The 13969-nt window shown below is 67.5% G+C and carries 11 protein-coding genes; 5 read left to right on the top strand and 6 right to left on the bottom strand.

Annotated features, from left to right (window positions below):
• Window positions 1-140 precede the first annotated feature (140 nt).
• From atpG to AC6CH2_RS15585, 3 genes are all read left to right on the top strand, one after another.
• Window positions 141-1004 carry a F0F1 ATP synthase subunit gamma gene (gene atpG / locus AC6CH2_RS15595; protein ID WP_435396151.1) on the top strand — a complete coding sequence of 288 codons (864 nt, stop codon included), beginning with the start codon at window positions 141-143 and terminating at the stop codon, window positions 1002-1004.
• Window positions 1005-1072: 68 nt separating this feature from the next.
• Entirely contained in the window at window positions 1073-2503 is a 1431-nt protein-coding gene (gene atpD / locus AC6CH2_RS15590; RefSeq protein ID WP_031371123.1) for a F0F1 ATP synthase subunit beta, read from the top strand.
• A 131-nt stretch (window positions 2504-2634) separates the two neighbouring features.
• The gene (locus AC6CH2_RS15585) at window positions 2635-3060 is read left to right on the top strand and encodes a F0F1 ATP synthase subunit epsilon (RefSeq protein WP_435396149.1); all 426 of its coding nucleotides are present in this window, start codon (window positions 2635-2637) and stop codon (window positions 3058-3060) included.
• A gap of 188 nt (window positions 3061-3248) precedes the next feature.
• On the opposite strand, the gene AC6CH2_RS15580 is transcribed toward AC6CH2_RS15585, so the two are convergent.
• The gene (locus tag AC6CH2_RS15580; protein WP_435396148.1) at window positions 3249-3632 is read right to left on the bottom strand and encodes a GtrA family protein; all 384 of its coding nucleotides are present in this window, start codon (window positions 3630-3632) and stop codon (window positions 3249-3251) included.
• A gap of 176 nt (window positions 3633-3808) precedes the next feature.
• Between AC6CH2_RS15580 and AC6CH2_RS15575 the strand changes: the two genes are divergently transcribed.
• Window positions 3809-4732 (top strand): glycosyltransferase, encoded by a 924-nt coding sequence (locus AC6CH2_RS15575; RefSeq protein WP_498270004.1) that lies wholly within the window; start codon window positions 3809-3811, stop codon window positions 4730-4732.
• On the opposite strand, the gene AC6CH2_RS15570 is transcribed toward AC6CH2_RS15575, so the two are convergent.
• Complete coding sequence (locus AC6CH2_RS15570) at window positions 4698-6299, bottom strand: hypothetical protein (protein ID WP_498270003.1); 1602 nt, start codon at window positions 6297-6299, stop codon at window positions 4698-4700. The two genes, AC6CH2_RS15575 and AC6CH2_RS15570, sit on opposite strands and share 35 nt — an antisense overlap.
• An 87-nt stretch (window positions 6300-6386) precedes the next feature.
• Here AC6CH2_RS15570 and glmU point away from each other — a divergent pair, with 87 nt between their 5' ends.
• A complete protein-coding gene (glmU, locus tag AC6CH2_RS15565; RefSeq protein WP_498270176.1) occupies window positions 6387-7751 on the top strand; it encodes a bifunctional UDP-N-acetylglucosamine diphosphorylase/glucosamine-1-phosphate N-acetyltransferase GlmU in 1365 nt (454 codons plus the stop codon).
• A 137-nt stretch (window positions 7752-7888) separates the two neighbouring features.
• On the opposite strand, the gene AC6CH2_RS15560 is transcribed toward glmU, so the two are convergent.
• The 4 genes from AC6CH2_RS15560 to AC6CH2_RS15545 form a co-directional block, all read right to left on the bottom strand.
• Window positions 7889-8650: a glycoside hydrolase family 18 protein gene (locus AC6CH2_RS15560; RefSeq protein ID WP_498270002.1), complete on the bottom strand. Its 762-nt coding sequence runs from the start codon at window positions 8648-8650 to the stop codon at window positions 7889-7891.
• 481 nt (window positions 8651-9131) lie between these two features.
• Window positions 9132-10439 (bottom strand): sensor histidine kinase, encoded by a 1308-nt coding sequence (locus AC6CH2_RS15555; protein ID WP_498270001.1) that lies wholly within the window; start codon window positions 10437-10439, stop codon window positions 9132-9134.
• Window positions 10440-10448: 9 nt separating this feature from the next.
• Entirely contained in the window at window positions 10449-11804 is a 1356-nt protein-coding gene (locus AC6CH2_RS15550) for a sigma-54-dependent transcriptional regulator (protein ID WP_498270000.1), read from the bottom strand.
• A 266-nt stretch (window positions 11805-12070) separates the two neighbouring features.
• Window positions 12071-13948, bottom strand: coding sequence for a DUF885 domain-containing protein (locus tag AC6CH2_RS15545; RefSeq protein ID WP_498269999.1), 1878 nt, complete (start codon window positions 13946-13948; stop codon window positions 12071-12073).
• Window positions 13949-13969: the final 21 nt, after the last annotated feature.

The raw sequence follows: 13969 nt of genomic DNA, 5'->3' as shown, positions 1-13969 counted from the left end.
CCGGGACTCGGGGCTCGGAACCCGGGACTCGCGAAAGCGGGTTCCGCGGTGCCGGATCCAGTGTCCCGGGCTAGCAGTAACGATTCTGGCAGGGCCTCCTTCGAGTCCCGAGTCCCGAGTCCCAAGTCCCGGATAAAAAGATGGCAGGCGGACGCGAAATCAAAACCAAGATCAAGAGCGTGCAGAACACCCGCAAGGTGACGCGCGCGCTCGAAATGGTCTCGGCTTCCAAGATCCGCAAGGCGCAGGATCGGATGAAGACCTCGCGCCCGTATGCGCGCGTGATCAAGCAGGTGATCGGTCACCTGGCCCAGGCCAATACCGATTACCAGCATCCGTACATGGTCGAGCGCAAGGATCCCAAGCGCGTCGGCTATGTGATCGTGTCGTCCGACCGCGGTCTGGCCGGCGGCCTCAACAACAATCTGTTCCGCAAGCTGCTCGGCGAAATCCGCAAGTGGCAGGAGCAGGGCGTCGAGGTCGACGTGGTCACCATCGGCCAGAAGGCGTCGGTATTCTTCCGCCGCATCAAGGTCAACATGCTGGCCTCGGTCACCCACCTGGGCGACAAGCCGCACCTGGAGCAGCTGGTCGGCGTGATCAAGGTCATGCTCGATGCCTATAGCGCCGGCAACCTCGACCGCGTGTTCCTGAGCTACAACGACTTCGTCAACACGATGACCCAGCGCGCGGCGTTCGATCAGCTGCTGCCGCTGCCGGAGCCGGAAACGCAGGTCGCCAAGCACGACTGGGACTACATCTACGAACCCGATGCGCAGACCGTGCTCGATCACGTGCTGACCCGCTACATCGAGTCGCTGGTGTACCAGGCGGTGCTGGAGAACGTAGCTTCCGAGCATGCCGCGCGCATGGTCGCGATGAAGTCGGCGAGCGACAACGCCAGCAAGCTGATCGGCACCCTGAACCTGGTCTACAACAAGGCCCGCCAGGCCGCGATCACCCAGGAAATCTCCGAAATCGTCGGCGGCGCCGCGGCGGTCTAAACCATCCGGTGGGCGCGGCCTAGGCCAGCGACCACGAGCAGCATTTGAAAGTTACTGAGGAATCAAAGATGAGCAGCAGCCAGGGCAAGATCGTTCAGATCATCGGTGCGGTCGTCGACGTCGAGTTCGCACGCGAGTCGGTGCCGCGCGTGTACGACGCGTTGAAGGTCGAGAACACCGCCATCACCCTCGAAGTGCAGCAGCAGCTCGGCGACGGCATCGTGCGCGCGATCGCGCTCGGTTCCACCGACGGCCTCAAGCGCAACCTGATCGCCATCAACACCGGCAAGGGCGTCTCGGTGCCGGTCGGCGTGGGCACCCTCGGCCGCATCATGAACGTGCTCGGCGAGCCGATCGACGAAGCCGGCCCGGTCGAAGCGACCGAGCATTGGGAAATCCACCGCGCGGCTCCCGATTACGCCGACCAGTCCTCGGGCAACGAGCTGCTGGAAACCGGCATCAAGGTCATCGACCTGATGTGCCCGTTCGCCAAGGGCGGCAAGGTCGGCCTGTTCGGCGGCGCCGGCGTGGGCAAGACGGTCAACATGCTTGAGCTGATCAACAACATCGCCACCGAGCACTCGGGCCTGTCGGTGTTCGCAGGCGTCGGCGAGCGTACCCGCGAAGGCAACGACTTCTACCACGAGATGGCCGAAGCCGGCGTCATCCAGCTCGAGAGCCTGAAGGACTCGAAGGTCGCGATGGTGTACGGCCAGATGAACGAGCCGCCGGGCAACCGTCTGCGCGTCGCCCTGACCGGCCTGACCATGGCCGAGTACTTCCGCGACGAGAAGGACGAGAACGGCAAGGGCCGCGACGTCCTGTTCTTCGTCGACAACATCTACCGCTACACGCTGGCCGGTACCGAAGTGTCGGCGCTGCTCGGCCGCATGCCGTCGGCGGTGGGTTACCAGCCGACCCTGGCCGAGGAAATGGGCGTCCTGCAGGAACGCATCACCTCGACCAAGACCGGTTCGATCACCTCGATCCAGGCCGTGTACGTGCCTGCGGACGACCTGACCGACCCGTCGCCGGCCACCACCTTCGCCCACCTCGACGCCACCGTCGTGTTGAGCCGTAACATCGCGTCGCTGGGTATCTACCCGGCGGTCGACCCGCTCGACTCCACCTCGCGTCAGCTCGACCCGAACGTGATCGGCGCCGAGCACTACGACACCGCGCGTCGCGTCCAGGCCACCTTGCAGAAGTACAAGGAGCTCAAGGACATCATCGCGATCCTCGGCATGGACGAGCTGTCGGAAGAAGACAAGCAGGCCGTGTCGCGCGCGCGCAAGATCGAGCGTTTCTTCTCGCAGCCGTTCCACGTCGCCGAAGTGTTCACCGGCGCGCCGGGCAAGTACGTGTCGCTGAAGGACACGATCCGCGGCTTCAAGGGCATCGTCGAAGGCGAGTACGACCACCTGCCGGAGCAGGCGTTCTACATGGTCGGCGGCATCGAGGAAGCGGTCGAGAAGGCCAAGAAGATGGGCGTGGGCTAAGACGCCCTCCGGGCGTCTCGGGATTAGGGATTAGAGATTAAGGATTCGTAAGGCGGTACGAGGCGATTGGCCGGGTTTTGCCAATCCCGAATCCCGAATATCGAATCCCATCGAGCGAAGCGAGAAAGACTATGGCCACTACGTTCCGTTGCGACATCGTCAGCGCCGAGGAAGAGATCTTCCACGGCGAGGCGACGCTGCTCGTCGCCACCGGCGAGATCGGCGAACTCGGCATCGCACCGCGCCACGCGCCGCTGATCACGCGGCTGAAGCCGGGCAAGGTCGTGGTGACCCTGCCGAGCGGCGAACAGCTGGATTTCGCCGTCTCCGGCGGCATCCTGGAAGTGCAGCCGCAGGTCGTGACCGTGCTGGCCGACACCGCGATCCGCGCCCAGGACATCGACGAGGCCGCCGTGCGCGCCGCCAAGGAAGAAGCCGAGCGCATGCTCGCCAACCGCGGCCCGCAGATGGACGTCGCCGAAGCGCAGGCCAAGCTCGCCGAAGCGATGGCGCAGCTGCAGGCGCTGGAGCGTCTGCGCAAGAACATCAAGCACTGAGTCGCGCTGCGCGACATCGCGGCGGGTCATCGCCGCTACGAAGACGCCGGCCTTGCGCCGGCGTTTTTCGTTTCGGGACGAGACTTCGGCTGCTGTCGCGATGGAGCGCTGGATGGTCGGCTCCGCCGTAATAAGGCGAAGCCCGTCTTTGCGGGACGACCGTAGAAGAGTGGCGGTGCGCCGTCGCCTCAGCGGCGATACACCCAGTGGCGCGAGACCAGGAAGCCGACCCCGCCCAGGACGACTTCGATCACCGGCTTGGCCAGCCAGGTCCATTGCAGGCCGGCGTGGCTGTCGACGGTGCTGACCGCCCAGGTGCTGACGATGGTGGTGCCGATCCAGAGCATGACGAAGCGCCCGAACTGGCGTCGGCCGACCCGGGTGTCTTCGCTGGCGAAAGTGAAGCGGCCATTGAGCCAGAAGCCGATCAGCGCGCCGCTGATGCGGCCGGCGAGATTGGCGGCCTCGACCGGCATGCCGAGGTGGCTCAGGCCGACCATCACGCCCCAGTCGATCAGGTACTGCAGCGCACCGAAGATCAGGTAATTGCGGCCCTGCCGGGTCAGGCTCATGCGCCGGCCCCGGTCGCGCCGACGCGGCCGGGCTCCGAGAGCGCGAAGTCGGCAAGCGCGAACTCGGCGGATGCGAGCCTGGCAGGAGCGGTCGGGGCGGCGGTCATGCGCGCATTCTAGCCAGACGACCCTGTACCATCGCGCCCATCACCAGCCGGCACGACGGGAGCGGCGGTTTGCGCAGCGCAGTACTGATCCCCTGCTACAACGAAGCCCGCACGGTGGCCAAGGTCGTCGCCGACTTCCGTCGCGTCCTGCCCGAGGCCGAGGTCTGGGTGTTCGACAACGCCAGCACCGACGACACCGCGGCGATCGCGCGCGCCGCCGGCGCCCGGGTCCATCGCGTGCCGGCCAAGGGCAAGGGCAACGTGGTGCGGGCGATGTTCCGCGAGGTCGAGGCCGATGTCTATCTGATGGTCGACGGCGACGACACCTATCCGGCCGATCACGCCGCGATGCTGATCGAGGACATCCTCGAGGGCCGCGCCGACATGGTCGTCGGCACCCGCCTGGAAAGCCACGACAGCGGTTCGTTCCGGCGCTTCCACGGCTTCGGCAATCGCCTGGTGCGCTGGAGCATCGGCCGTTTGTTCGGGCAGCCGGTGCGCGACGTGCTGTCGGGTTATCGCGCGTTCTCGCGCCGTTTCGTCAAATCGATGCCGGTGCTGTCGCGCGGTTTCGAGATCGAAACCGAGATGACCGTGTTCGCGATGGCCCACGCCTTCGTGCTCAGCGAACGCACCGTGCCCTATGGCGTGCGCCCGGAAGGCAGCGAGTCCAAGCTCAACACCTTCCGCGACGGTTTCCGCGTGTTGCGCACGATCGGATTCCTGTTCAAGGACCTGCGGCCGCTGCTGTTCTTCGGCGTCGCCGCCCTGGCCGCGGGTTTGGCGAGCCTGGGCTTCGGCGCCTTCGTGGTCCACGAATTCACCCTCAGCGGCGCGGTCACCCATCCCTCGACCGCGGTGCTCGCCGCGGCCCTGGCCCTGACCGCCTTCATCCTGCTCGCGACCGGGTTGATCCTCGACACCGTCAACCGGCGTTCGAACGAGATCCTGCGCCTGATCACCGACCAGGTGGTGCGCTACAGATCGGAGTGAACGCGGTCCGCGCGAGCGGGCACAGTTCGATCTCGGCCAGGCTGTCGGCGACCCGCATGCAGGCGCCATCGACGCGCAGTCCGTACAGACTCATGCGCTCGGCCGCGACCGCGTCGACCGCGACCGGGCGCAGCAACCATAGCGGTCCCTTGTGGCCGGCGATCCGGCTTTCCACCCGCGCCTGCAGCCGCGTGCATTGCTGCGGGTCCATGAAGTTGTTGCGTATCGCCAGCGCCGCGACGCCGCGCGGCAGGAACGCGACGGCATGGCCGATCGGCGTCTCGGTGCTGGTCACCACCAGGCTGTCGGCTGGCAGCGCGGGGAATTGCACCGAGATCATCGGGCTGCGGAACGGATCGCGCCCCCAGCCCGGATGCTTGGTCGGCGCGATCGCCAGCAATGCGCCGACCACGAGCGCGGTGCGCGACCCGCGCCGCGCGAATGCGACCGAGATCACGCCGACGATCAACACCGAGAACAGCAGTTCGAGCGGATACAAATAGCGGTAGATGCTGTAGACGTGCAGCCAGAACGCATAAGCGACCAGGACGAAGGCCAGCAGCGGCCCGTACGGCGCGGCCAGGCCGCGCGGGTCGGAGGCGTTCTCCGCGATGGTCGATTCGCCGACTGCTGCGACCTCGCGCTTGCGCCGCAGCCACCACCAGGCGGCGAGCGCGCACAGGCCGAGCAACACGCGCGCGTCGGCCAGCGAGGCTTCGGAGAAATCGTTGCTTTTGCGCAGCAGGCGCAGCGGCACGTTGAGCGCATCGAGCGCGGTCGTGGGCAGGAAGCGCAGGTCGCGGCGCTCGCTGAACAGCGCATCGGGCGAGTGGAACCAGTGATTGAAATAGGGGAACAGCGGATTGCCGTGGTGTTCCCACAGGTACCAGCCCCATGGGCCCCAGCTCAAGGCCGCGCCGACCGCGCCGCCGATCGCCAGGGCGATCAGGCGCACCGGCAGCTGCTTCAGCGGTCCGGCGCACAGCGCCATGGCGATGAAACCCAGGCAGTACATGACCGCGGTGAGCTTGAGGCCGGCGGCGGTGCCGGCGAGCAGGCCGACCGGCAGCCAGGTCGCCCAGGCGCCGCGGCGGCGGAACGAATCGACCGCCCACCACAGGGCCGCCAGCACGAAGGCGCCGACAATGTGGTCGTTGAAGGTCGCCGCGGTGCCGGGATACACCGCCGCGCCGGTGATTGCGACCAGGCCGGCCATCCAGGTGCGCAGCCGGCTGCGCTGCGCCGGCATCAGCGCATCGAGCAGTCGCAGGCCGAACCACAAAGCGATGAAGCTCGGCAGGGCCAGCCACAGGGTGACCAGCCAGCCGCTCGCGCCGGCCTGCACCAGCAGGGCGAACGGCAGGTCGGCGATCGGGTTGTGCCAGGTCTGCATCTGCGCCGCGGCGATGTCGTAGTCCAGGCGTCCGTCGAGCCAGGCCAGCGGCGTGTACAAATGATAGTTACGCAGGTCCCAGTTTGCGTCCTGGCGTTGGACCAGCGCCGCGAGCAAGGTGAAGAACAGGGCGACCACCGCAGTCGGTCGCCAGGAAACGCGCTCAGCGGGCATGCAGAATCCTCGTCAAGGCAGTTGCTAAGATTCCGCCCGGACGCGGAGTGCGCGTCGAGGAACCCGAAATCCATGGCTCACGATTCGATGAATCAATTGCATATCGTCATCCTCGCCGCGGGCGAGGGCAAGCGGATGAAGTCGGCCACCGCGAAAGTGCTGCAGAAGATCGCCGGCCGGCCGATGCTGGCCCACGTGATCGAGACCGCCCGGGCGCTGCGCCCGGCCGGCATCCACGTGGTCTACGGCCATGGCGGCGAACAGGTGCGTGCGGCCTTCGAAGGCCAGGACGACCTGCACTGGGCCGAGCAGCAGCAGCGCCTCGGCACCGGTCACGCGGTGCAGCAGGCGATGCCGGGCGTGCCGCAGGATGCGCGGGTGCTGGTGCTGTACGGCGACGTCGCCCTGATCACCCCCGAGACCCTGCAGCGTCTGCTCGACGCGCCGGGCCGCATCGCGGTGCTGGTCGCCGACCTGGACGACCCGACCGGCTATGGCCGCATCGTCCGCGATCCCGAAGGCCGGGTCGGCCGCATCGTCGAGCACAAGGACGCCGACGAGGAACTGCGCGAGATCCGCACCGTCAACACCGGCATCCTGGTCGCCGACGGCGAGCCGCTGCGGCGCTGGCTTGACCGCCTCGGCAACGACAACGCGCAGGGCGAGTACTACCTCACCGACGTGTTCGCCGCCGCGGCCGCGGAATACACCCCGGCCGAGATGGTCCACGTCGCCGAGCCGATCGAGGTCGAGGGCGCCAACGATGCCTGGCAGCTCGCCCAGCTCGAACGCGCCTACCAGTGGCGCGCGGCGCGCGCGGTCTGCCTGCAGGGCGCGCGCCTGGCCGATCCCTCGCGCTTCGATCTGCGCGGCGAAGTGCAGGTCGGCCAGGACGTCGAGATCGACATCGACGTGATCCTGGAAGGCAAGGTCGAACTCGGCGACGGCGTGCGCATCGGGCCGTTCTGCCGGCTCAAGGACGTCAGGCTCGGCGCCGGCACTCTGGTGCGCGCGCATTGCGACCTCGACGGCGTGGTCGTGGAAGGCGCGGCGCAGATCGGTCCGTATGCGCGTCTGCGCCCGGGTACCGTGCTCGCCGACGGCGCCCACGTCGGCAACTTCGTCGAAACCAAGAACCTCAGCCTCGGCGTCGGCAGCAAGGCCAATCACCTGACCTATCTTGGCGATGCGGTGATCGGCGCGGGGGTCAACGTCGGCGCCGGCACCATCACCTGCAACTACGACGGGGTCAACAAATCGACGACCACGATCGAGGACGGCGCCTTCATCGGTTCCAACTCCTCGCTGGTCGCGCCGGTCACCATCGGCAAGGACGCGACGATCGCGGCAGGATCGGTGATCACTCGCCTGGCGCCGCCGGGAGAGCTGACCGTGGCGCGCGCGCGCCAGTCGACGGTGGAAGGCTGGAAGCGGCCGGCCAAGAAGAAGTAAGCGGTCGCGGTGCATCGCGGCGCGCCCTGTGGGACGCCGCGATGCCGCCTGCTGCACGAAAGCGGCTGCAGAAGCTGCACAGAGCTGCTGAATGAAACCAGAGACTTCAGCGCCCTGCCACGCCGCTGCGACTTCGATCAGGGAACGTACTCCACCGCTTCGGTGGCGCCGCTCTGCCCCCTGGCGATCTCGGTGTAGTACTGCGCCGCGGCGGTCCGGTCGAGGAACGCGTTCGGCGCCCAGATCATCACGCCCTGGTAGCCGCCGCCGGCGACGTTCTGGGCGATCGTGCGCGCTTGCGAGGCCGAGCTGAATTCCGGCGAGATGCCGAGGAACAGGCTGGACTTGCTCATGCCGTAGCCGACGTAAGGGGTCAGATAGCCGACGCTGCCGGCATAGGTCATCTCATAACCTTCGGTCAGTTGGCTGGCGGCGTTGTTGGGCGAGCGGAAGTACTGCGAGTCGGACCACAGTGCCTTGCTCAGGGTCTTGCCGGAGAAATAGGGATTGCTGCGGATCGCCTTGAGCACCGCGTAGAACGAGCTCGCGCTGCCCGAGCAGGTGGAGTATTCGTCGTCGACGTTGATGCCGTCGAGGCCGTACTTCACCACCTCGGCCACCATCGCGTTGCCGAGCCGGGTCGCGGTCCTGGAGGTCATGTTGCACGACCAGCCCGCGTTCTGATGGTTGCCTAGGTAGGAGATCTGGACCTTGATCCCGGCGTTCTGCAATTGGCGGACGGCGTCGATGTTGTCCTTGAGGATCGCGCTCATCTCCGTGTTGTAGTGCAGCACCGGCGTGTTGGGCGTGCTGCCGTTGATGTTGGCGGCGAACAGCACGAGATCGGAAAAGAAAGGCTGGCCGGTGCTCTTGACCCGGTAGTGAGCGATGTCCTTCACGTCCTGAGGCGAGGGATTATTCAGGAATACGACGTTGCGTGCGCAAGCAGCGAAACTTGCGAGAAATGCGATGAGACCGGCAGCCAGAAGCGTAGATTTGCGAAACATGGGCGAATCTCCTGTTCGGTTGTTTGGAAATCCTGCGGCTTTTTTTGCGATGCGCACGTCGTCCGGCGTTCGTGTTTCGGGGGCGACCTGTCTAGAAACGAAAGCGGGGGTTACACCCCTACATCGATCTCATGCATGGCCCGAACGCGAACGCTGAGCGAAAGCTCGCGCGCGCTTCTCCCGGCCGGCGGACTTGCGCAGCGATGCGCTCGACGGGGATGTCTGGACGCCCGGCCGGCGCATTATGTTGAGGCGGTCACGCCTGGGGTGTTGCGACAGCGTCGTCGATGCCGCGAGGAACTCCATCACGCCTCTTCGATGGGTACGGGTTCCGTCGCCACGCGCTTACCTATCGGCGCTCGAGCCGTGCGGCTCAGGCATCCGGCAGCACCATCGACACGCACAGTCCGCCGCCTTCGCGATTGAGCAGGGCGATGCGGCCGCCATGGGCTTCGGCGATCTCGCGTGCGAGCGCGAGCCCCAGGCCGGTGCCGTTGCGCTTGGTCGAATAGAACGGCAACAAGGCGTTGGACAACACCGCGTCGTTCATGCCGCTGCCGCGGTCGAGCACGTCGATGCGCCAGGCGTCCTGTACGCGGCGCAACTGCAGCCGTACGTCTTCGGGCTTGGAGCCGGATTCGTGGGCGTTCTTGAGCAGGTTGATCAGGCTCTGCTCGAGCTGGGCGGCGTCGACGCGCGCGATCGCCTCGCCTTGTACGCCGTCGTAGACGAAATCGACCTGGCTGCGCAGTTGCTCGACGAAGCGCGACCACTCGATCGGTTGCAGCCGCGGCGAAGGCAGCTTGGCGAAGCGCGCGTAGTCGCGGATGAAACCTTCGAGATGGCGCGCGCGTTCCTCGATCGTGGTCAGCGCGGTCGGCAGGCGTTCGTACTGGCCGCGGCGCAACAGCTCGGCGCCGGAGTGGGCGAGCGAGGCGATCGGCGCCAGCGAATTGTTGAGTTCGTGGCTGATTACCCGGATCACCTTCTTCCAGGTCTGCACTTCCTGGCGGCGCAGCTCGGCGGTCAGCTGGCGCAGCAGCACCAGCTCGTGGGCGCGGCCGTTGAGACGGAAGATGCGCCGCGAAAGGTGGTAGATCTCTTCGTTCTCGATGTCGCCGACCGAGAACATGCCGTCGCCGCCGCGCTCGAAGGCGTCCTGCATCGGCGTCGGCGCGCGCGCGAGCAGCTCGGCGAAGCTCTGGCCCTCCAGGCGCCGGCCTTCGCCGAGCATCTTGCGCGCGGCGAGGTTGCCGTGAACGATGCGCCGGGTCGGGTCGACCAGCATCATCGCCACCGGCGTGTTCTGGATCATGGTGTCGAGCAGCAGCTCGCGCTGCACCAGGCTCAGGCGTTGTTCGCGCAAGGCGTCGCCTAGCCGGTTGTGGCTGGCGACCAGTTCGCCGAGATCGCCGCCGCCGGTCCAATGGAAGCTGATCGAGTAATCGCCATCGCGATAGCTCGCGACCGAGCCGGCCAGGGCGCGGAACAGCGAGTTCATCGGCGCGAACGCGCGCCGGACGTGATAGATCAGCAGCGGCGCCAGCACCGCGACCACCACGGCGAGGGCGAGCCAGCGCTCGGCGAAGTAGTCCGACAGCCACAAGGTCAGCGCGGCGCCGCCCGTCAGGTAGGCCAGGGCGATGACGCTGAACACCAGACTCAGGGGAAGGCGGCGCATGGTCGGGCCTCAGTCGCGCTTGATGCCGAGCCGTTCGAGGCGGCGGTACAAGGCCTGCCGCGACAAGCCCAGCTCGCCGGCGGCCTGCGCGAGCACGCCGCCGGCGCGTTCGAGCGCGGCCTCGATGGCGGCGCGGTCGGGCTCTTCGCCGCCGTTGCCGACGCTCGGCGACGGCGCGACCGGCAGGCCGAGGTCGGCCGGGCCGATGCTGTCGCCGCGCGCGAGCAGGGCGGCGCGCTGCAGGGTGTTGCGCAGCTCGCGCACGTTGCCGGGCCAGGCGTGCGCGTACAGCGCGCGCTCGGCTTCCTCGCTCAGGCGCTTGCCGTTGGCGAGCGCGTTGTCGCGCAGGAAATGCCGCGCCAACGGCAGCACGTCGTCGCGGCGCTCGGCCAGCGGCGGAATATCGATCTGGATGGTGTTGAGGCGGTAGTACAGGTCTTCGCGGAAGCGGCCGTCGCGGATCATCGTCGGCAGGTCGGCGTTGGTGGCGCTGATCACCCGCACCTTGACCTGGCGCTCGCGATTCGAGCCCAGCCGCTCGAAGCGGCCGGTCTCGAGCACGCGCAGCAACTTCATCTGCCCGGCCAGCGGCAGGTTGCCGATCTCGTCGAGGAACAAGGTGCCGCCGTCGGCGGCCTCGAATTTGCCCTCGCGCATCTTGTTGGCGCCGGTGTAGGCGCCGGCATCGGCGCCGAACAGTTCCGCTTCGATCAGCTCGGTCGGCAACGCGCCGCAGTTCAGGGTCACGAACGGGCCGGACTTGACCGAGGAATTGGCCTGGATGATCTCGGCGATCTTTTCCTTGCCGGCGCCGTTGGGTCCGGTGATGAGCACCGGCACGTCGGCGCGCGCGACCTGTCCGGCCAGTTCGATCACCCGCGCCAGCGGCTCGGAGCCGAACACCAGGCCGCGCAGGTCGTAGCGCGCTTCCAGGTCGCGCTGCAGCTTGCGTCGCTGCTCGTGCAGGCGCGAGATTTCGCGGGCGCTGGCGCCGAGTTCGAGCAGGTTCTCGACGCTGGCGAGCAGTTTCTGGTCGTCCCAGGGCTTGGCCAGGTAATCGGCGGCGCCGGCCTTGGCCAGGTCGACGGCGATGTCCAGATGCGTCCACGCGGTCAGCAGGATGATCGGCAGGTCGGGATGGCGCGCGCGGATCGCGCGGAACAGCGCCACGCCTTCCTCGCCGGAGGTAGTGTCGGCGCTGAAGTTCATGTCCTGCAGGACCAGGCCGATGTCGTCGCGGGCCAGCAGCTCCAAGCCTTCGTCCGGCGACTGCGCGGTGACCACGCGGATTTCGCGCAGGCCGAACAGCAGGTCGAGCGCGGTGCCGACCGCCGGGTTGTCGTCGATGACCAGGACCGTGCGCATCAGGAATCCGTGTGGTTCGGGAGCGGGCGCCGCATCGCGGCGGCTCGTAATCGCCGCAGTATACGGCGCGGGCCCGGCGCTGCAGGCCGGCCCGGCCGGGCATCGTGCGAGGCGTGCGGCGCAGCGCCTTTGCCACCGGCCTGCGCGAAGCGGCAGTGCGGGCCGCGGGCCGGCCTGGCTCCTCTCGCACGAGCTGCGAGAGGAGCGGAACCTGGCCGTATCCGGCCCGGACCAGGTTCGTCGGGCGGGACTTGCTTCGTGGAGGTCTACTTCGCGACCTTGGCCGGCGGTGCGTCCGCCGGCACCGAGGCGATCCAGCGATCGATCCGCGTTTCCAGTTCGCGCAGCGGCAGGGCGCCGCCGCCGAGAATCTGGTCGTGGAAGTCGCGGATGTCGAAGCGCGGGCCGAGTTGCGATTCCGCGCGGGCACGCAGTTCGCGGATCTTCAACTGGCCCATCTTGTAGGCCAGGGCCTGTCCCGGCCAGGCGATGTAGCGGTCGGCCTCGGCCTGGATGTTCGGCTCCTCCATGTCGGAGTGGTCGCGCATCCATTGCACCATCTGTTCGCGGCTCCAGCGTTCGTGATGTACGCCGGTGTCGAGGACGAGCCGGTTGGCGCGGATCAGTTCCTGCGAGAGCCGGCCGAAATCGCTGTACGGGTCCTGATAGAAACCGACTTCCTTGCCGAGGTCTTCCGAGTACAGGCCCCAGCCTTCGATGTAGGCGAGCTGGCCGGTCAGGGTGCGGAACTTCGGCAAGGCCGGCAGGCCGCGCGCGACCGACAACTGCAGATGATGGCCGGGCACGCCTTCGTGGTAGGCGATGGCCTCGACCGTGGTCAGCAGGCGTTTGTCGGGCTCGCCGGTGTTGACCGTGATCAGGCCGGGGCGCTTGCCGTCGGGCGTGCCCGCCATGTACTGCGCGGACGAGGCCTCCTTCTCGCGCCAGGTTTCCACCGCCTGCACCTGCACCGCGGTGGTCGGCAGGGTGCCGAACAGATCGGGGAGGCGTTTCTCCATCGCTGCGATGTACTCGCGGTACAGCTCGAGGATCTGTTCGCGCGACTTGGCATGGCGGGCGGGGTCGGCCGCCATCGCCTTGCGCGCGCTCTTGAGGTCGGCGTAGCCCAGGCGCCGGGCGATTTCGGTCTGCGCGCGTTCGATGCGCTCGACCTCGCTCAGGCCGAGGCGATGGATCGCCTCGGGCGTCATCGACGACGAGGTGAACTGCTCGATCGCATACCGGTACAGGGCCTCGCCGTTCGGCACCGACCAGATGCCGTACTGCTCGCGGCCCTGCGGCGCGTATTCCTTGGCCACGAACTCGCCGAGGCGGCGATAGGCCGGGTGCACCTGCTGGTCGACGACTTCGAGGATCTGCTTGCGCAGCCGTTCGCGTTCGGCCGCCGGCACGCTGTCGGGGAATTTCTTCAGCGCCGCGGCGAACACGCTGTCCTCGCCGGCGACGTCGGCGATGCCGTTGCACTGCGCGGCGACCTTGTCGAGCAGATAACGCGGCTGCATCAGGCCGTTTTTGGCGCCCGCGCGGGCGACCTCGGTGACCTGGTCGAGAATGCGCGGAATCGCGCGCAGGCGGGCCAGGTAATCGTCGTACTGCCGGGTGTCGTTGAACGGGAAGGCCTTGACCACGATGGTCAGGAACAGATGGGTACCGTTGAACTGGTCGAGCGGCATCTGGTGGGTCTTGAGCTCGTAGCCCTCGATGTCGTTCTCGAGCCAGCGCACCAGCAGGCGGTGATTGAGCAGGTCGCTGTCGGCGAAGCCGCGGGTGTCGACGGCCTGCAGCCGCTTGAGCAGGGCGCGGGTCGCCTGGTTGCGGCGCTGCGCGCCGGCCAGGGAGAAATCGCTCCAGGCGGCGTTGTAGCGGTAGTCGCCGAAGAAGCTGGCCTGCTCCGGTAGCTCGCGCATCAGCCCTTCCCAGTGCTCATCGATCAGGGCGTTGAACTGGCGCGTGCGTGCGGCGACGTCGTCCGCCTGGGCCGAGGCCGGCGCGGCGGCGCGTATGCCGGTGTCCGCGGCGGCGGCGTGTGCGGCGGGCAGGCAGAGCGCGCCGGCGAGCGCGGCCGACAACGCGGCGATGCGCAAAGCGCTGCGGGTGGGACGGTGCGGGGAGGCGAGAGTCATGCGGGGCTCCGTGGTGGCGTG

This window comes from Lysobacter sp. GQ73 (genome assembly GCF_059758755.1).
Note: the sequence above shows the minus strand (reverse complement) of the source record. Positions and strands in the feature narration are given on the sequence as shown.